17 protein-coding genes and 1 riboswitch are annotated in these 16,023 nt (G+C 73.2%); of the genes, 10 read left to right on the forward strand and 7 right to left on the reverse strand.

What is annotated here, in order from left to right:
* Positions 1 to 2: 2 nt before the first annotated feature.
* Positions 3 to 98: riboswitch (glycine riboswitch) on the forward strand.
* 48 nt (positions 99 to 146) lie between these two features.
* The 4 genes from gcvT to ACFOY6_RS08740 all read left to right on the forward strand — a co-directional run bounded on the left by gcvT (position 147) and on the right by ACFOY6_RS08740 (position 4,904).
* Positions 147 to 1,262 (forward strand): glycine cleavage system aminomethyltransferase GcvT, encoded by a 1,116-nt coding sequence (gcvT, locus tag ACFOY6_RS08725; protein WP_379650166.1) that lies wholly within the window; start codon positions 147 to 149, stop codon positions 1,260 to 1,262.
* Between the two features lie 12 nt (positions 1,263 to 1,274).
* Positions 1,275 to 1,652: a glycine cleavage system protein GcvH gene (gene gcvH / locus ACFOY6_RS08730; protein ID WP_109518245.1), complete on the forward strand. Its 378-nt coding sequence runs from the start codon at positions 1,275 to 1,277 to the stop codon at positions 1,650 to 1,652.
* Positions 1,649 to 4,549, forward strand: coding sequence for an aminomethyl-transferring glycine dehydrogenase (gene gcvP, locus ACFOY6_RS08735; RefSeq protein WP_379650169.1), 2,901 nt, complete (start codon positions 1,649 to 1,651; stop codon positions 4,547 to 4,549). The genes gcvH and gcvP overlap by 4 nt, the downstream gene beginning before the upstream one ends.
* A gap of 151 nt (positions 4,550 to 4,700) precedes the next feature.
* Positions 4,701 to 4,904, forward strand: a complete 204-nt coding sequence (locus tag ACFOY6_RS08740) for a YgaP family membrane protein (protein WP_109518323.1) — start codon at positions 4,701 to 4,703, stop codon at positions 4,902 to 4,904.
* A gap of 82 nt (positions 4,905 to 4,986) precedes the next feature.
* On the opposite strand, the gene ACFOY6_RS08745 is transcribed toward ACFOY6_RS08740, so the two are convergent.
* The gene (locus ACFOY6_RS08745; protein WP_379650171.1) at positions 4,987 to 5,937 is read right to left on the reverse strand and encodes a DUF2891 domain-containing protein; all 951 of its coding nucleotides are present in this window, start codon (positions 5,935 to 5,937) and stop codon (positions 4,987 to 4,989) included.
* Between the two features lie 31 nt (positions 5,938 to 5,968).
* Positions 5,969 to 7,096 (reverse strand): DNA topoisomerase IB, encoded by a 1,128-nt coding sequence (locus tag ACFOY6_RS08750; RefSeq protein ID WP_379650173.1) that lies wholly within the window; start codon positions 7,094 to 7,096, stop codon positions 5,969 to 5,971.
* Positions 7,097 to 7,176: 80 nt separating this feature from the next.
* Here ACFOY6_RS08750 and ACFOY6_RS08755 point away from each other — a divergent pair, with 80 nt between their 5' ends.
* The 3 genes from ACFOY6_RS08755 (at position 7,177) to ACFOY6_RS08765 (ending at position 9,500) form a co-directional block, all read left to right on the forward strand.
* Positions 7,177 to 7,632, forward strand: coding sequence for a GNAT family N-acetyltransferase (locus ACFOY6_RS08755; RefSeq protein WP_109518247.1), 456 nt, complete (start codon positions 7,177 to 7,179; stop codon positions 7,630 to 7,632).
* A gap of 66 nt (positions 7,633 to 7,698) precedes the next feature.
* Positions 7,699 to 8,316, forward strand: coding sequence for a ribonuclease HII (locus tag ACFOY6_RS08760; protein WP_109518248.1), 618 nt, complete (start codon positions 7,699 to 7,701; stop codon positions 8,314 to 8,316).
* Positions 8,317 to 8,408: 92 nt separating this feature from the next.
* Positions 8,409 to 9,500 (forward strand): site-specific DNA-methyltransferase, encoded by a 1,092-nt coding sequence (locus ACFOY6_RS08765; protein ID WP_379650175.1) that lies wholly within the window; start codon positions 8,409 to 8,411, stop codon positions 9,498 to 9,500.
* Between the two features lie 87 nt (positions 9,501 to 9,587).
* Here the strand turns inward: ACFOY6_RS08765 and ACFOY6_RS08770 are convergent, their stop codons facing one another.
* From ACFOY6_RS08770 to ACFOY6_RS08780, 3 genes are all read right to left on the reverse strand, one after another.
* Positions 9,588 to 9,827, reverse strand: coding sequence for a DUF3072 domain-containing protein (locus ACFOY6_RS08770; protein ID WP_109518250.1), 240 nt, complete (start codon positions 9,825 to 9,827; stop codon positions 9,588 to 9,590).
* Between the two features lie 89 nt (positions 9,828 to 9,916).
* Positions 9,917 to 10,453, reverse strand: coding sequence for a biotin transporter BioY (locus tag ACFOY6_RS08775; RefSeq protein WP_109518251.1), 537 nt, complete (start codon positions 10,451 to 10,453; stop codon positions 9,917 to 9,919).
* Between the two features lie 46 nt (positions 10,454 to 10,499).
* Positions 10,500 to 11,576, reverse strand: a complete 1,077-nt coding sequence (locus tag ACFOY6_RS08780; protein WP_379650178.1) for an A/G-specific adenine glycosylase — start codon at positions 11,574 to 11,576, stop codon at positions 10,500 to 10,502.
* 2 nt (positions 11,577 to 11,578) lie between these two features.
* Here ACFOY6_RS08780 and ACFOY6_RS08785 point away from each other — a divergent pair, with 2 nt between their 5' ends.
* Positions 11,579 to 12,133: a DUF721 domain-containing protein gene (locus tag ACFOY6_RS08785; protein ID WP_379650180.1), complete on the forward strand. Its 555-nt coding sequence runs from the start codon at positions 11,579 to 11,581 to the stop codon at positions 12,131 to 12,133.
* On the opposite strand, the gene ACFOY6_RS08790 is transcribed toward ACFOY6_RS08785, so the two are convergent.
* Together ACFOY6_RS08790 and ACFOY6_RS08795 are read right to left on the reverse strand one after the other, a co-directional pair.
* Entirely contained in the window at positions 12,130 to 12,690 is a 561-nt protein-coding gene (locus ACFOY6_RS08790) for a DinB family protein (RefSeq protein WP_379650182.1), read from the reverse strand. The genes ACFOY6_RS08785 and ACFOY6_RS08790 overlap by 4 nt on opposite strands.
* Positions 12,691 to 12,791: 101 nt before the next feature.
* Positions 12,792 to 14,096, reverse strand: a complete 1,305-nt coding sequence (locus ACFOY6_RS08795) for a solute carrier family 23 protein (protein ID WP_109518254.1) — start codon at positions 14,094 to 14,096, stop codon at positions 12,792 to 12,794.
* A gap of 306 nt (positions 14,097 to 14,402) precedes the next feature.
* On the opposite strand from ACFOY6_RS08795, the gene ACFOY6_RS08800 reads away from it, so the two are divergent.
* Positions 14,403 to 15,029 carry a DsbA family protein gene (locus ACFOY6_RS08800; RefSeq protein ID WP_109518255.1) on the forward strand — a complete coding sequence of 209 codons (627 nt, stop codon included), beginning with the start codon at positions 14,403 to 14,405 and terminating at the stop codon, positions 15,027 to 15,029.
* A 164-nt stretch (positions 15,030 to 15,193) separates the two neighbouring features.
* On the forward strand, positions 15,194 to 16,023 hold an 830-nt coding region (locus ACFOY6_RS08805; protein WP_379650188.1), incomplete at its 3' end, for an AAA family ATPase.

The raw sequence follows: 16,023 nt of genomic DNA on the forward strand, positions 1-16,023 counted from the left end.
GACCTCTGGAAAGCCCGCCGCCTGGAGACAGGCTTCGGCACCGACGGAGTAAGGCGCGCCAACGCCCGCGCTGAATCTCTCAGGTCATCGGACAGAGGGGGGCCACGAACCCTGACCCGCCGCCTTCGCGCGGCGCTGGAGGCTGCGTGGCCGAGTCCCTGGTTGAGACCCCCCTGCTGGAGACGCCCCTGGCGTCGCTGCACCGCGAACTGGGCGGCAAGATGGTGCCCTTCGCCGGCTACCTCATGCCGGTGCAGTACCCGGCCGGCATCCTGGCCGAGCACCTGGCCACCCGCGCCGGCGCCGCGCTGTTCGACGTCTCCCACATGGGCCAGGCCGAGCTGGTGGGCGAGGGCGCGGCCGCCGCGCTGGAGCGCCTGACGCCGGCCGACATCCAGATCCTGAAGCCGGGCCGGCAGAAATACGGGCTGCTGACCACCGAATCGGGCGGCATTCTGGACGATTTCATGGTGGCCAATCTGGGCGAGGGCGGCCTCTTCCTGGTGGTGAACGCCAGCCGCAAGCAGGTGGACCTGCCCGCCATCGAGGCGGTGCTGCCCGCGGGCGTGCGCCTCAACCGGCTGGAGGACCGCGCGCTGCTGGCCTTCCAGGGCCCGCAGGCGGTGCCGCTGCTGGCGACGCTGGCGCCCGGCGTGGCGGCGCTGCCCTTCATGGGCGTGGCGCGGCTGGAGATCGCCGGCATCCCCGTGCTGGTCAGCCGCAGCGGCTACACGGGCGAGGACGGCGTCGAGATCAGCGTGCCGGCGGAGCGGGCCGAGGCGCTGGCGAAGGCCCTGCTGGCGCTGCCCGGCGCCGTGCCGGCCGGGCTGGGGGCGCGGGATTCGCTGCGGCTCGAGGCCGGGCTCTGCCTCTACGGCAACGACATCGACGAGACGACCAGCCCGGTCGAGGCCGCGCTGGTCTGGACCATCGGCAAGCGCCGCCGCATGGCATGGGACTTCCCCGGCGCCGAGCGGGCGCGGGAGGAGCTGGACAACGGCCCCCGCCGGCTGCGCGTCGGCCTGCTGCCGGAGGGCCGCCAGCCGGCCCGCGCCCACACCGCCATCGCCCTGGCGGGTGAGACGGTGGGCGAGGTGACCAGCGGCACCTTCGGCCCCTCGCTGAACGGCCCCTGCGCCATGGGCTATGTCGCCCGCCCGCACGCCGCCGATGGCACGGCGCTCGAGCTGATGGTGCGCGGCAAGGCTCTGCCCGCCCGCGTCGCCGCCACCCCCTTCGTCCCCCACCGTTACGCCCGATAAGGACCTGCCCCGATGGCCGAGCTGAAATTCTCCAAGGATCACGAGTGGGTGCGGCTGGAGGGTGGCGTGGCCACCATCGGCATCACCGACCACGCGCAGACGGCGCTGGGCGACGTGGTGTTCGTCGACCTGCCCGAGGTGGGGCGCGAGGTGGCGGCGGGCGATGCCATCGCCGTGGTGGAGAGCGTGAAGGCGGCCTCCGACGTCTATGCCCCGATCGCGGGCAAGATCGTCGAGGTCAACGCCGCCCTGCCGGACGATCCCTCCCTGGTGAACTCCGCCCCCACCGAGGGCGGCTGGTTCTTCAAGATCGAGCCGGCCGATACGGCGGAGATCGACGCGCTGATGGATGCCGGGGCCTACCAGTCCTTCGTGGACAGCCAGGCATGACCGGGGTTCTGGACGAGCTGGCGGCGCTGGAGGACCACGGCGCCTTCGCCGCCCGCCATATCGGCCCCGGCGAGGCGGAGATCGCCGCCATGCTGGAGGCGGTGGGGGTGGAGAGCCTGGAGGCGCTGGCCGAGCGCACCGTCCCCGCCGCCATCCGCGGCCAGGATTTTTCCCAGCTGCCTCCTCCGGTGTCGGAGGCGGAGGCCATCGCCGAGCTGCGCGGCCTCTCGGAGCTGAACCAGCCGCGCCGCTCGCTGATCGGCCTGGGCTACCACGGCACGCATGTGCCGCCGGTCATCCTGCGCAACGTGCTGGAGAATCCGGGCTGGTACACGGCCTACACGCCCTACCAGGCCGAGATCGCCCAAGGGCGGCTGGAGGCGCTGGTCAACTTCCAGACCATGGTCTGCGACCTCACCGGCCTACCGGTGGCGAACGCCTCTCTGCTGGACGAGGCCACCGCCGCCGCCGAGGCCATGGCGGTCGCGCTGGCCGCCACCAAGGGCCGCTCCCACACCCTGCTGGTGGCGGCCGATGTCCACCCGCAGACGCTCGCCGTCATCCAGACCCGCGCCGAGCCGCTGGGGCTGACGGTGGCCGTGGTGCCGGTGGCGGAGGTCGCGGCGGCCTGTGAGGCGCAGAAGCCGTTTGCCCTGGTGCTGCAATATCCGGGCAGCACCGGCGCGGTGCGCGACATCGCCCCCGAGATCGCCGCCGCGCAGAAGGCGGGCGGGCTGGCCATCGTGAGCGCCGACCCGCTCTCGCTGGTGCTGCTGACGCCGCCCGGCGAGATGGGCGCCGATGTGGTCATCGGCTCCTCCCAGCGCTTCGGCGTGCCGATGGGCTATGGCGGCCCGCACGCTGCCTTCATGGCGGTGAAGGATGCCTACAAGCGGTTGATGCCGGGCCGTCTCGTCGGCGTCTCGGTCGATGCCGCCGGGCGGCCGGCCATGCGCCTGGCGCTGCAGACGCGCGAGCAGCATATCCGCCGCGAGAAGGCCACCTCCAACATCTGCACCGCGCAGGTGCTGCTGGCGGTGATGGCCGGCATGTATGCGGTGTGGCACGGGCCGGAGGGGCTGCGCCGCATCGCCCGCCGCGTCTCGCTCCAGGCGCGGCTGCTGGCCGATGCCGCCATGCGCGCCGGCTTCACGCTGCGGCACGACGCCTTCTTCGACACCATCGCCATCGAGGCCGGCGCCCGCGCCGACGCGCTGATGGCCGAGGCCCTCTCCAGCGGCTTCAACCTGCGCCGCATCGACGCCACCGGCGTCGGCATCGCGCTGGACGAGACGGTGAGCCGCGCCGAGCTGGAGACGCTGGTCGCCATCCTGGCGCAGGTGGGCGGCAAGGCGGTGGCGCTGGCCGGGCTTTCGCCGCAGGGCGGCGTGCCGGAGGCGCTGGCACGCGGCTCGGACTTCCTGACCGCGAACGTGTTCAACAGCCACCACGCGGAGCACGCCATGCTCCGCTACCTGAAGGCGCTGGAGGACAAGGACGTCGCGCTGAACCGCAGCATGATCCCGCTCGGTTCCTGCACGATGAAGCTGAACGCCACGGCGGAGATGATCCCGGTCACCTTCCCCGGCTTCGGCAACCTTCATCCCTTCGCGCCGGTCGACCAAGCGGCGGGCTACATCGCGCTGATCCGGCGGCTAGAGGGGTGGCTCGCCACCATCACCGGCTTCGCGGCGGTGTCGTTGCAGCCGAATGCCGGCAGCCAGGGCGAGTATGCCGGGCTGCTCGCCATCCGCGCCTATCATAAGGCGCGCGGCGAGGGGCAGCGGGACATCTGCCTCATCCCCTCCTCGGCGCATGGCACCAACCCCGCCTCGGCGGTGATGGCGGGGATGCGCGTGGTGGTGGTCGGCTGCGACCGCGACGGCAACGTCGATCTCGCGGACCTCGAAGCCAAGATCGCGCAGCACGCGCAAAAACTCTCCGCGCTGATGGTCACCTATCCCTCGACGCATGGCGTGTTCGAGGAGGAGATCATCCGCATCTGCGAGGCGGTGCACGCGGCCGGCGGGCAGGTCTACATGGACGGCGCCAACATGAACGCGCAGGTGGGCCTGACCGCCCCCGGCCGGATCGGCGCCGATGTCTGCCACCTGAACCTGCACAAGACCTTCTGCATCCCGCATGGCGGCGGGGGCCCGGGCGTCGGCCCGATCGGCGTGGCCGCGCATCTCGCGCCGCATTTGCCGAACCACCCGCTGCTGGCCGAGGCCGGCCCCGCCACCGGCTATGGCCCCGTCTCGGCTGCGCCCTTCGGCAGCGCCTCCATCCTGCCCATCAGCTACGCCTACATCCGCATGATGGGGCCGGAGGCGCTGACGCGCGCCACGCAGGTCGCCATCCTCAACGCCAACTACATCGCGCGGCGGCTGGAGGGGCACTTCCCCGTGCTCTACAAGGGCGCGCGCGGCATGGTGGCGCATGAGTGCATCCTGGACTGCCGCGGCTTCCAGCAGGGCGGCGGCGTGCTGGTCGAGGACATCGCCAAGCGCCTGCAGGACTATGGCTTCCACGCGCCGACCATGTCCTGGCCGGTGGCCGGCACGCTGATGGTGGAGCCCACCGAGAGCGAGACCAAGGCGGAGCTGGACCGGTTTTGCGACGCGATGATCGCCATCCGTGGCGAAATTCGCGCCGTGGAGCAGGGCCGCATGGACCGCGCCGACAACCCGCTGAAGAATGCGCCCCACACCGCCGGCGAGATCGCCGCCACGGAGTGGACGCACCCCTACAGCCGGCAGGAGGCGGCCTTCCCGCTGCCCTATGTGGCCGCCCACAAGTATTGGCCCCCCGTGAAGCGGGTGGACAACGTCTATGGCGACCGCAACCTGGTCTGCACCTGCGCGCCGCTGGAGGATTACGCCCAGGCGGCGGAGTGACGCGTCCGGGGGAAGCGCGGCTTCCCCCGGCCCTCCTTCGGCCGCTGCCGGGGGCCGGGTGGCCCCTGGCGGCCTCCCGGCCGGAAATCCTTGTTGATCCGGAACGGTCGCTGTGCCTTCATTTGGCCTTCTGGGCATGAAGGAGACGGACATGACCCTCGAACGGATGATCCTGCTGGTCGTCGGTGTCGTGGTGCTGGGGAGCGTGCTCCTGGCAGTCTATCACGACATCCGGTGGCTCTGGCTGACCGGCTTGATGGGCGCCCATCTGGTGCAGGCCTCCTTCACCGGCCTCTGCCCGGTCGTCGCCCTGCTCAAGAGGAGCGGCCTGCCCTCGAAGCCCGGCTTCGCCTGACGGCACGCCGCGGCCGTCCGGCCCTGCCCCCCGCCTGTCCTCTGGGGCGTGGAGGGGGGGCGGAAGGGCCGGCGGGCGGGCATCACCCGCCGCCCTCCTCCAGGGCCAGGACGGCGAAGCTGGCCAGCCAGTGCTCGCCCATGTAGTCGCCCGCCACATGCGGCAGGCCGGCCGCCAGATGGGCTTCCGCGGCCCGCTTCTGCCCCAGGCCACGCCAGCACCAGGCGCGGCTGAGATTCAGACCGTCCAGATGCGCGATCTTGCCGTCGCTGCGGTCGCTGACCGTGGCGGGGGTGAAGAGCGCCGCCGGCTCGCGCTGCGCCAGGCGCGGCAGGAAGGCGCGGCACCAGGGGGCGAACTCCTCCGGCGGCAGCAGGCGGCGCATCGCCTCCGCCTCGATCAGCGTGCCGGAGAGGAAATCGTCCCCCGAAGGCTCGCCCCAGGCGGGGGCGTCGCGGTCGGCGCCGTACCAGCGGCGGGCGGTGTCGCGCAGCAGGGCCAGGAAGCCGGCATCCGCGTAATCAGCGGCGAGGCGCAGGGCGAAGGCGGTGTTGAAATGCGTCCCCACCCGCACCGGATAGGTGGCCTTGGGCAGGAAGTCGCGGAAGCGCTGCTCGATGACGGCGCCCAGCGGCGCCACGGCGGCCTCCCAGGGCGTGCCGCGCAGGGTGGCGCAGAGCTTCAGCGCCCAGGCCCAGCCATAGGGCCGCTCGAAGCCGCGCGAGAGCGGCCGGGCGAGGTAGGCGCATTCGCCGCCGATCTTCTCCGGGGTGAGATTGCGGGCGAAGAGGGCGCGGATGTCCTCCGCCGGTTCCATCGAGGGGAAGCGCGCCAGCAGATGCGCCAGCATCCAGTAGCCATGCACGCAGGAATGCCAGTCGAAGCTGCCAAAGAACACCGGGTAGAGCTGGCGCGGCGTGCCGGCATCCTCCGGCCCGGCCAGGGCGTGGGCGAGCTTGTTCGGGTATTCCCGTTCCACATGGCCGAGCGCGATGCGCGCGAAGCGGCTGGCGAGGTCTTCGGTGAGCTGCATGGCCGGAGAGTGCCGCCCCACCGCCGCCTTGTCACGCCGCCTGCTTCGCCGCCTCGCCCAGGCGCTGGCGCAGGAAGACCAGCACCGCCGCCTCCTCCGGCTTGAGGGCGGAGATGTCCTCGCGCAGCTCGGCATCCACCTCGCGCTTCACCTGCACCAGCAGGCCGCCCTGGAGGTAGCCGTCCAGCACCTCGGGGTGGATGTAGCACTGGCGGCAGATGGTGGGGGTGTTGCCGAGCCGCGCGGCGGCACGCTCCACCGCCGCGCGGATGTTGCGCTTGGCGGCCGCCTGGCTGTCGAAGGCCTCGAACTCGGAGAGCGCCATGGCGGCCAGCACCGTGCCGGCCCAGGTGCGGAAATCCTTGGCGGTGATGTCCTCGCCCGTGGCCTCGCGGAGGTATTCGTTCACGTCGGCCGAATCGATGCCCTGCAGCTCGCCCGCTTCGTCGCGGTACTGGAAGAGGTCCTGGCCGGGCAGGTCCTGGCAGGCGCGCACCACGCGCGCCACGCGCCGGTCGCGCAGCGAGAGCTTCCATTCCTTGCCGCTCTTGCCGCGGAAGGCGAAGCGCATCGCATCCCCGCGCACATCCACATGCTGGTCGCGCAGGGTGGTCAGGCCGTAGCTGCCATTGGCCTGCGCGTAATCCTCGTTGCCGACGCGGATGAGGGTGGTGTCCAGCAGGTGGACCACGGTGGCCAGCACCTTCTCCCGCCCCAGGCCGCGTGCCGCCATGTCCTGCTCCACCCGCGCCCGCAGGGCCGGCAGGATGCGGGCGAAATGCAGGATATGGCGGTACTTCGTCGCGTCCCGCGCGGCGCGCCAATCGGGGTGGTAGCGGTACTGCTTGCGGCCCTTGGCGTCCCGCCCTGTGGCCTGGATGTGGCCATTGGCGTGCGGGCAGAGCCACACCTCCGTCCAGGCCGGCGGCACGGCCAGGGCGCGCAGCCGGGCGATCACCGCCTTGTCCTTCACCGGGGCGCCCCGGGCGTCGCGGAAGCTCCAGCCCTTGCCGCTGCGGCGGCGCGTCAGGCCCGGCGTCTCGTCTGAGACGTAGCGCAGGCCGGCGATGCGCGGCATGTCGGGCGAGGGGGAGGGGACTTTCGGGCGGGGGCCGCCGGAGCGGGGTGTCTCGACCTCGGCCTGGGTCTGCGTCAGCATGGTTAAGCTTCGCCTTCTGCACGGGCGGAGCCAGAACAACGCGCGGCACCGGCCTCCGGTTCCGCCAGGAGCTTGCCGCCATGACCGAGACCGCCTTGCGCATCCTGCCGCCCGGGACCGACCGCCGCGCCGACTGGGACCGTCTCTACCAGGGCTACGCCGCCTTCTACCGCGTGGCGCAGACGCCGGAGATGCGCGACCGCGTCTGGTCCTGGCTGCAGGACCCGGCGCATGAGGTGAAGGGCTTCCTGGCCCTGGACGCCGACGGCAAGGCGGTGGGCCTGACGCATTACCGCCCCTTCGCCCGCCCGCTCTCGGCCAGCACGGGCGGCTTCCTGGACGATTTGTTCGTCGATCCCTCGGCGCGTGGCCAGCGCGTGGCCGATGCGCTGATCGGCGCGGTGGCCGATGTCGGCCGCGCCCGGGGCTGGAGCGTGATCCGCTGGATCACGGCCGAGGACAACTACCGTGGCCGCGCCGTCTATGACCGGGTGGCGCAGCTCACCCCGTGGAAGACCTACGACATCAAGCTCTGAGCCTTGCGGGCGCGTGCCCGCGCGCCCTATGCCGGGCGGCGGGCATGGAATGGGAGCCTCGGCTGAATGCCGGACTACGCGCTGGAGCGGGCGGCGGGCGGCCGCGTGGCAGGGGTGGACGAGGCCGGGCGCGGCCCGCTGGCGGGGCCCGTCGTGGCCGCCGCCGTGCTGTTCCACGGCGAGCCGCCCGAAACGCTGGCCATGCTGCTGGACGACAGCAAGAAGCTCGACCCGGCGCGGCGCGAGGCCGCCTGCACCGTGCTGCGCGCCGCCGCCCGGGCGGGGGTGCTGGAATTCGGCATCGGCGCGGCGAGCGCCGCCGAGATCGGCCGCATCAACATCCTCCGCGCCACGCACCTGGCCATGCTGCGGGCCGTGACGCGGCTGGCCACCGTGCCGGATGTGGCGCTGGTCGATGGCAACCAGCCGCCGCGCCTGCCCTGCGAGGTGCGCTGCGTGGTGAAGGGGGACAGCCTCAGCCTCTCCATCGCCGCCGCCTCGATCCTGGCCAAGGTGACGCGGGACCGCGCCATGGCGCGGCTGGACGGGCGCTGGCCGGGCTATGGCTTCGCCCGCCATGCCGGCTACCCCACGGCGGCGCACCGCGCCGCGCTGCTGAAGCTCGGGCCCTGCCCGCATCACCGCCGGGGCTTCGCGCCGGTGGATCAGCTCGCCCTTCTCTAGACCGCTGAAAGAAACCGCGACTCGGCCCGCTTGACGGCGCGACTCCGGCCCGCGCATTGTCGGCCCTCGAGTCGCTGAGGGGTTTCGCAGGCGTGGGGACGGGGCTGGATCTGCCGGTGGACTGCATCCTGGAAGGGGATTGCATCGAGATGCTGCGCGCGCTGCCGCCGGCCTCGGTGCATGCCATCTTCGCGGATCCGCCCTACAACCTGCAACTCAAGGGCCAGCTGCGGCGGCCGGATGAGAGCGTGGTCGATGGCGTGGACGATTCCTGGGACCGCTTCTCCGATCTCGCCGCCTACGACGCCTTCACCCGCGCTTGGCTGACCGAGGCGCGCCGCGTGCTGCGCAAGGACGGCACCATCTGGGTGATGGGCAGCTACCACAACGTCTTCCGCCTCGGCGTCGCGCTGCAGGATCTCGACTTCTGGATCCTGAACGACGTCATCTGGCGCAAGGCCAACCCGATGCCGAACTTCCGCGGCCGGCGCTTCACCAACGCGCACGAGACGCTGATCTGGGCGAGCCGCGGCCAGGAGAGCCGCTACAAGTTCAACTACACCGCCATGAAGTCGCTGAACGACGACGTGCAGATGCGCTCGGACTGGTTCATCCCGCTCTGCACCGGGCATGAGCGGCTGCGCGACGCCAAGGGCGACAAGCTGCACCCGACGCAGAAGCCGGAGGCGCTGCTGCACCGGGTCATCCTCTCCTGCACCGCGCCGGGCGACGTGGTGCTCGACCCCTTCCTCGGCACCGGCACCACCGCCGCCGTCGCCCGCCGCCTCGGCCGCCGCTACATCGGCATCGAGCGCGACCCGGGCTACGCCGCCGCGGCGCGCGCCCGCATCCAGGCGATCCAGCCGCTGTCGGAAAGCGCCATGCTGGTGATGCCGACCAGGCGCGAGCAGCCGCGCATCCCCTTCGGCACGCTGGTGGAGCGCGGCCTGGTGCCGCCCGGCGCCCGCCTGACCGACCGGCACCGCCGCTTCGAGGCGGAGGTGAACGCCGACGGCTCCATCCGCTGCGGCAAGGCCCATGGCTCGATCCACCAGGTCGGCTCCGCCGTGCAGGAGGCACCCTCCTGCAATGGCTGGCTGTTCTGGCACCTGGAGCGGCGGGACGGCACGCTGCGGCTGCTCGACGAGCTGCGGAGCGAAGTGGCGGCGAGCCTCGGGACCTGAGGAAGGCCGGGGGAGAAGGAATTCTCCCCCGGACTCCCGCATCTTTTCTCTGTCAGTTTTCGGGGGAGACTGGCGGCGCCGGCACGGTCAGTGGTCGCGGCCGCGCCCGGTCTTGGCCTGCAGCTCGTCGATGCGCTTCGAGGCCTCGGCCTTGCTCAGCGTCTCGTCGAAGTCGATGCCCGCTTCCTCGCTCAGCGTCTTGAGGTAGCTGGCCTGGGCACCGGTCATGCTCTCGTCGCCCGTCGTCCAGTCGGACGGGTCCTTCACCGTGTTGCCGGGCGTGCTCTCGGTCGCCTGCTTCGGATCGTTCTCGGGAGTCTTGGCCATCGGTCTTCTCCTCAGGCGCATATGTTCATGGCCTGTTCCCGATGGAAACGCCGGGGAGGCGGCGCGGGTTGCGCCGCCTCCGGCTGCGGTCAGGCGCGGCGGAGGGTGCCCTGGGTGGCGCGCAGCGTGGCCAGCGCCAGCGCCGTCTTCACCACCGTGCCGGGGATGAACAGCACGAAGCCCGCCATCAGCGCGCGCTCCAGCCCGACGAAGCCCGAGAGCCACAGCACGCCGGGGACGAACATCGCCAGATGCGCCGCCAGCAGCACGCCGCCCTGGCGCAGCAGCCCGGCGCGCGGCGTGAAGCCCGCCAGCCAGGCGGAGAGCACGAAGCCGGCCAGGAAGCCGGCGGTGGGGCCCATCAGCGCGGCCGGGCCGGCGGCGCCGCCGGCGAAGACCGGCAGGCCCATCGCGCCTTCCGCCAGATAGGCCAGCAGCGCGGCGGCGCCGAGGCGCGGCCCGGCCAGCGCGCCGATCAGCAGCACCGCCAGCGACTGCAGCGTGGCGGGCACCGGCCACATCGGCAGGGTGATCTGCGCCGAGGCGGCCATCACGGCCGAGCCGAGCAGCGCATAGGCAAGGAAGGTGAACCCGGCGCGGGCGCGGGTGGCGGTCATCTGCATCATGCGGGGCGTCCCGGAAGTCTTTTTGCTGGCCGCCCGGTGCGGGCGGTCATGCGGTATCGCTTGCCACGGCGCCGGCGGCCTCGGCAAGCGCCAGCAGCCGCTGCATCGCCCCCGGCAGGGCCTGCGCGGCGGCGGCCGGGGCCAGCCACTCGCCCTCCACGGCCGCGCCGGGCGGCAGGGTGGCGGCCAGCAGCGCCATGCGCAGCTCGAAATGGGTGAAGCCGTGCTTCGCCTCGCCGGGCAGGGCACGCCAGTTGGCGGAGGCCAGCGGCGCGTGGGCCATGGCCTCCTCCGTGCTCCAGCCTTCCTCCCGCCAGGGCGTGCCGGGAATTCCCAGCATGCCGCCGAGCAGCCCGCTCGGCGGCCGGCGCCGCAGCAGCAGGCGGCCCGCCGAATCGCTGAGCAGGAAGTGCACGCCGCGCTTGAGCGGCCGCGCCGGCTTCGGCGCCTTGCGCGGCAGCAGGGGGGCGATGCCGGAAATCCGCCCCGCGCACCCCGCCTGCCAGGGGCAGAGCACGCAGGCCGGGCTGCGCGGCACGCAGATCGTGGCGCCGAGGTCGAACAGCGCCTGCACGAAATCCGCCGGCCGCTCCCGCGCCGGCGCCTGCGCCATCCAGCCCTGCGCCAGCGCGGCGAGGCGCGGGCGGGCGCCCGGCAGCGCCTCCTCCACCGCCGCGACGCGGGCGGTGACGCGCTCCACATTGCCATCCAGCGGCACCACGGGCCGGTCGAAGGCGATGGCGGCCACGGCGGCGGCGGTGTAGGCGCCGATGCCGGGCAGGGCGCGCAGCCCCTCCACCGTGTCGGGGAAGCCGCCGCGCGCCACCACCGCCTGGGCGCAGGCATGCAGGTTGCGGGCGCGGGCGTAGTAGCCGAGCCCGGCCCATTCCTCGGCCACCGCCTCCCACGGCGCCGCGGCCAGCGCCGCCACCGTCGGGAAGCGCGCCAGGAAGCGCCGCCAGCGCGGCGCCACGGCGGCCACGGTGGTCTGCTGCAACATGACTTCGGAGAGCCATATACGGTAGGGATCGCGCGCGGCTTCCCGCCAGGGCAGGGCGCGGCGGTGGCGGTCGTACCAGGCGAGCAGGTCGCCGGCAGAGGGCAGGGGGTCAGGGGGCAGCACGGATGCAGCAAGACGACGAAGCGCCACGCGGATCAAGCCCCCCCGCCCGGAGCGACACGGCGCGCAACGACACGGCGCGGCGGGACGAGCCGCCCGGCTGGCGGGCGGACCGTGGCCCGCGCCCGCTCTCCACCCTGCTGCCGAAGCTGACCCGGCCGGTGTTCCGCCGCCGCAGCCCGGCCGCCACGCACCTGATGACGGACTGGCCGGAGATCGTCGGCCCCGTGCTGGCGGCGCAGAGCATGCCGCAGAAGCTGGTCGGCGGCACGCTGACCCTGGGCTGCGCCGGGCCGATGGCGATGGAGCTGCAATACCTGGCGCCGCAGCTGATCGAGCGGGTGAACGTCGCGCTCGGCCAGCGTGTGGTGGAGCGGCTGCGGCTGGTGCAGCTGCGCATGCCGCCCCCCGCCCGCAAGGCGCCGAAGCCCGCCCCGGTGGCGCTGCCGCAGCCGGTGAGCACGGCGCTGGACGGCATCGAGGACCCCGAACTGCGCGCCGCCCTGGCCCGGCTGGGGCAGGGCGTCTATCGCCGCCAGGGGGGCGGGCCGAAGCGCTAGCCCCACACCGTCTCCTCGCGCCAGCCCAGCGTGGCGAACTCCGCCGCCCGCAGCGGCGCCTCCCCGGCGGCGAAGAACTCGTCGAGCTGCGGCGGCGGCACGCCGGTGCCGCTCAGCATGGCATGCGCCTGGCCGCGATGATGCACCTGGTGCAGGAAGAGGTGCAGCAGCAGCCGGTCGGTCCGCTCCTCCTGCACATGGCCCTGCCGGTGCACCCGCGTCACCGCCGCCAGCCCGTCCGGCGCGAGGGCTTCGCAGAAGGCGATCAGCCGCCGGTCCACCGCCGCCTGCGCGGGCCGCAGATCCGCCAGGGTGGGGCAGGGCAGCGGGTCCGCCCAGGCGGCGGGGCCGAGCGTGCCGCCCTCCAGCGCGTCCACATAGAAGCGGTCGATGACCAGGATGTGGTTCAGGGTGGCGCGGATCGAGGGGAAGAAGCCGGTCCGCGGCGCCTCGAAGGCGTCCTGGCCCAGCCCGGCGCAGGCCGCGAGCAGGCGGTGATTGGCCCAGGCATTGTTGTAGGCCAGGGCGCGGAACGTCAGGCACTGGGAAGACGGCATGGAAGGCACCTCCGTCTGAAGGAAGGCCGACCATGCCCCGCACCGCCCCCCCGGCGCACCCGACAAGCGGTTGAGGCGGGGAAAGGGGCGGCGGCCCCGCCTCAGTGCCGCGCGCGGTCCTCCGCCGCCGCGCCGCGCCGCAGCCCGAGCAGCTGGTAGAGGCCGATCGCCGCCAGCGTCGCCGTGCCGATGCCGCCCACCGCGAAGCCGCCGAAGCGGAGGGTGAGGTCGCCCGCGCCGGCGATCAGGGTGACGCCCACGGTGAGCAGGTTGCGCGGGTCGGAGAAATCCACCTTGTTGTCCACCCAGATGCGCGCCATGGCGGCGGCGATCAGGCCGAACACGGCGACGGCGAGGCCGCCCAGCACCGGCTTCGGCACGGTCTGCAGCAGGGCGCCGAACTTGGGCGAGAAGCCGAGCGCGATGGCGAAGAGCGCGGCGACGACGAAGATCAGCGTGGAATAGACCCGCGTCATCGCCATCACGCCGATATTCTCGACATAGGTGGTGACGCCCGTGCCGCCGCCGCTGCCGGCCAGCATGGTGGCCACGCCGTCGCCCAGGAAGGCGCGGCCCATGTGGCGGTCCATGTTCACCCCCGTCATGGCGCCCACCGCCTTGATGTGCCCGAGATTCTCCGCGATCAGGATGATGGCGACGGGGGCGATCAGCAGCATCGCGCCGGCCTCGAACACCGGCGCCTGGAAGCGCGGCAGGCCGAACCAGGGCGCCGCGGCGAGCCCCCCGAAATCGACCGGCGTGCCGAGGCCGAGGCCGTTGGCCAGCAGCAAATGCAGCAGGTAGCCCGCCACCGTGCCGCCCAGGATGGAGACGCGGCGCAGCCCCTGCGGCGCATAGACGGCGAGCAGGCTGACGGCGAGCAGCGTGCCGATGCCCACCACCACCTCCGGCGCCGATCCCTCCACCCCGCGCGCCGCCACGGGCGCCAGGTTCAGCCCGATCGCCGCCCCCACCGCGCCGGTGACGACGGGCGGCATCAGCCGCTCGATCCAGCCCGTGCCGGCGCGCATCACCACCAGCCCCACCAGCGCGTAGAGCGCCCCGGCGGCGACGATGCCGCCCAGCGCCGGGCCGATATTGGGGTTCGGCCCCGTGCCGGCATAGCCGGTGACCGCCACCACCACGGCGATGAAGGCGAAGCTGGAGCCGAGATAGCTCGGCACCCGCCCGCCGGTGATGAGGAAGAACAGCAGCGTGCCGATGCCGGAGAACAGGATGGCGAGGTTCGGGTCGAACCCCATCAGCAGCGGGCCGAGGATGGTGGCGCCGGACATGGCGACGACATGCTGCAGCCCGAGCGCCAGCATGGCGCCGCCGGGCAGGCGCTCCTCCGGCCCCACGACGGGGCCGCGCGCGGGGGTCCAGGAGGGAAACAGGCGGGCCATCGGGCCTCTCCTCAATGTCTTTTGTTCGTGCGTGTGACGCCCGCCCCATCGGGCAAAGCCGCTCCGCGCGCAAGCGCCGGGCGCGCGCGGCGTGGCGAAGTGCAACAGCCGATGGACAGGCCCGCGCCGCCGCGTCATCTGCTGGGTCATCCGCGGCTGGCCCGCCGCGCGGGATCGCCTTGCCCGGGACCGCCTTGCCCGGAATCGCCTTGCGGGCGTGTTCTGCTGTAGAGACGGCGGAACCGCGCCGCCGCACCCGGGGCACCCGCCGCGCGCCGTTCGCCCCATGACGCCACAGGAGGCTCCATGTCGCTCACCCGCCGCACGCTGATGCTGGCTCCGGCCGCCCTGCTTCCGCTGGCGCCGCTGGCCGCCGCCGCGCAGGGAGGGGGCGCCGCCGCGCCCATCAGCCTCGGCGAGCGGGCCACCGGCCCGGAGACGGCGCCCGTGACGGTGATCGAGTATTTCTCGCTCACCTGCTCGCACTGCGCCGCCTTCCACCGCGACACCTGGCCGCAGGTGAAGAAGGAGCTCGTCGGCACCGGCAAGATGCGCATGGTGTGGCGCGACTTCCCGCTCGACCAGCTGGCGCTCGCCGCCGCCCAGGTGGCTCGCGCCCTGCCGGCCGAGCGCTATGAGGGCTTCATCGGCGCGCTGCTGGCCAGCCAGGACCGCTGGGCCTTCGCCCGCGGCGCCGACAACGTGGCCGAGATCGCCAAGATCGCCGCGCTCGCCGGCCTCTCCCGCGCTCAGGTGGACGCCGCCATCGCCGACCAGGGGCTGCGCCGCGCCATCCTGGAAGGCCGGTTGAAGGCCGAGCAGGAGCACAATGTCAGCTCCACCCCGAGCTTCGTCTTCGGCAGCAAGGTGGTGCCCGGCGCGCTGCCCTATGACCGCTTCGCCCAGCTCGTCGGCGAAGCCTCCGGCGCTTGACCGAGCGGCTGGACATGGCGGGGGGCCGCCCCCCCGCCGACGAGACCCCGGACGGCGTGACGCCGCCCGGGCGGGAGATGGGACCGGAGATGGGCCCGGCCGGTGAAGCCGCCCCCGCCACCCCGCGCGACCCCGGGCAGGAGGCCGCCGCGCGCGCCGCCGCGCTGCGCGCCACGCTGACGCGGCTGCGCATCGCCGGCTTCAAATCCTTCGCCGAGCCCACCACCCTCGAGGTGCTGCCGGGGCTCACCGGCATCGTCGGCCCCAATGGCTGCGGCAAGTCCAACGTCGTCGAGGCTCTGCGCTGGGCGATGGGCGAGACCAATGCCCGCGCCATGCGCGGCGGCGAGATGGACGACGTCATCTTCGCCGGCACCGCCACGCGGGCGGGGCGCAACCAGGCCGAGGTGACGCTGCTGCTGGAGGATGCCTCCGGCCTCGCGCCGCCGCCCAACCAGTCCGCCGCCGAGCTGGAGATCACCCGCCGCATCGTGCGCGGGGAGGGCACCGGCTTCCGCCTCAACGGCCGCGAGGTGCGCGGGCGCGACGTGCAGACCCTGTTCGCCGATATCGGCTCCGGCGCGCGCTCCTCCGCCATGGTCAGCCAGGGCAAGGTGGCGGCGCTGATCGCCGCCCGGCCCGAGGAGCGGCGGCAGGTGCTGGAGGAGGCCGCCGGCATCGCCGGGCTGCGCGCCCGCAAGCACGAGGCCGAGCTGAAGCTGCGGCAGGCCGAGACCAACCTGACCCGCGCCGACGACCTGAAGGGCCAGCTCGAGGTGCAGCGCCAGTCGCTGCAGCGGCAGGCCCGGCAGGCGGCGCGCTACCGCAACCTCTCCGGCATGACGCGCGAGGCCGAGGCGGAGTATTTCGCCCTGCTGGTGGCGCGCGCCGCCCAGGCGCTGGAGGGTGGCCGGGCCGCCCACAAGGCCGCCCTGGCCGCGACGCGCGCGGCCGAGCAGGAAGCCGCCGCCGCCGCCTCCCGCGCCGCGCCCGC

The organism is Teichococcus aestuarii, assembly GCF_042651065.1.
Lineage (GTDB): Bacteria > Pseudomonadota > Alphaproteobacteria > Acetobacterales > Acetobacteraceae > Pseudoroseomonas > Pseudoroseomonas aestuarii.

Coding starts and splice junctions, on each gene's coding strand:
- ACFOY6_RS08800 (WP_109518255.1), top strand. CDS start 14,403: ATGTCGCTCACCCGCCGCACGCTGATGCTGGCTCCGGCCGCCCTGCTT.
- ACFOY6_RS08750 (WP_379650173.1), bottom strand. CDS start 7,096: ATGCTGACGCAGACCCAGGCCGAGGTCGAGACACCCCGCTCCGGCGGC.
- ACFOY6_RS08760 (WP_109518248.1), top strand. CDS start 7,699: ATGCCGGACTACGCGCTGGAGCGGGCGGCGGGCGGCCGCGTGGCAGGG.
- ACFOY6_RS08770 (WP_109518250.1), bottom strand. CDS start 9,827: ATGGCCAAGACTCCCGAGAACGATCCGAAGCAGGCGACCGAGAGCACG.
- gcvH (WP_109518245.1), top strand. CDS start 1,275: ATGGCCGAGCTGAAATTCTCCAAGGATCACGAGTGGGTGCGGCTGGAG.
- ACFOY6_RS08755 (WP_109518247.1), top strand. CDS start 7,177: ATGACCGAGACCGCCTTGCGCATCCTGCCGCCCGGGACCGACCGCCGC.
- ACFOY6_RS08790 (WP_379650182.1), bottom strand. CDS start 12,690: ATGCCGTCTTCCCAGTGCCTGACGTTCCGCGCCCTGGCCTACAACAAT.
- ACFOY6_RS08775 (WP_109518251.1), bottom strand. CDS start 10,453: ATGATGCAGATGACCGCCACCCGCGCCCGCGCCGGGTTCACCTTCCTT.
- ACFOY6_RS08795 (WP_109518254.1), bottom strand. CDS start 14,096: ATGGCCCGCCTGTTTCCCTCCTGGACCCCCGCGCGCGGCCCCGTCGTG.
- ACFOY6_RS08745 (WP_379650171.1), bottom strand. CDS start 5,937: ATGCAGCTCACCGAAGACCTCGCCAGCCGCTTCGCGCGCATCGCGCTC.
- ACFOY6_RS08785 (WP_379650180.1), top strand. CDS start 11,579: ATGCAGCAAGACGACGAAGCGCCACGCGGATCAAGCCCCCCCGCCCGG.
- gcvP (WP_379650169.1), top strand. CDS start 1,649: ATGACCGGGGTTCTGGACGAGCTGGCGGCGCTGGAGGACCACGGCGCC.
- ACFOY6_RS08740 (WP_109518323.1), top strand. CDS start 4,701: ATGACCCTCGAACGGATGATCCTGCTGGTCGTCGGTGTCGTGGTGCTG.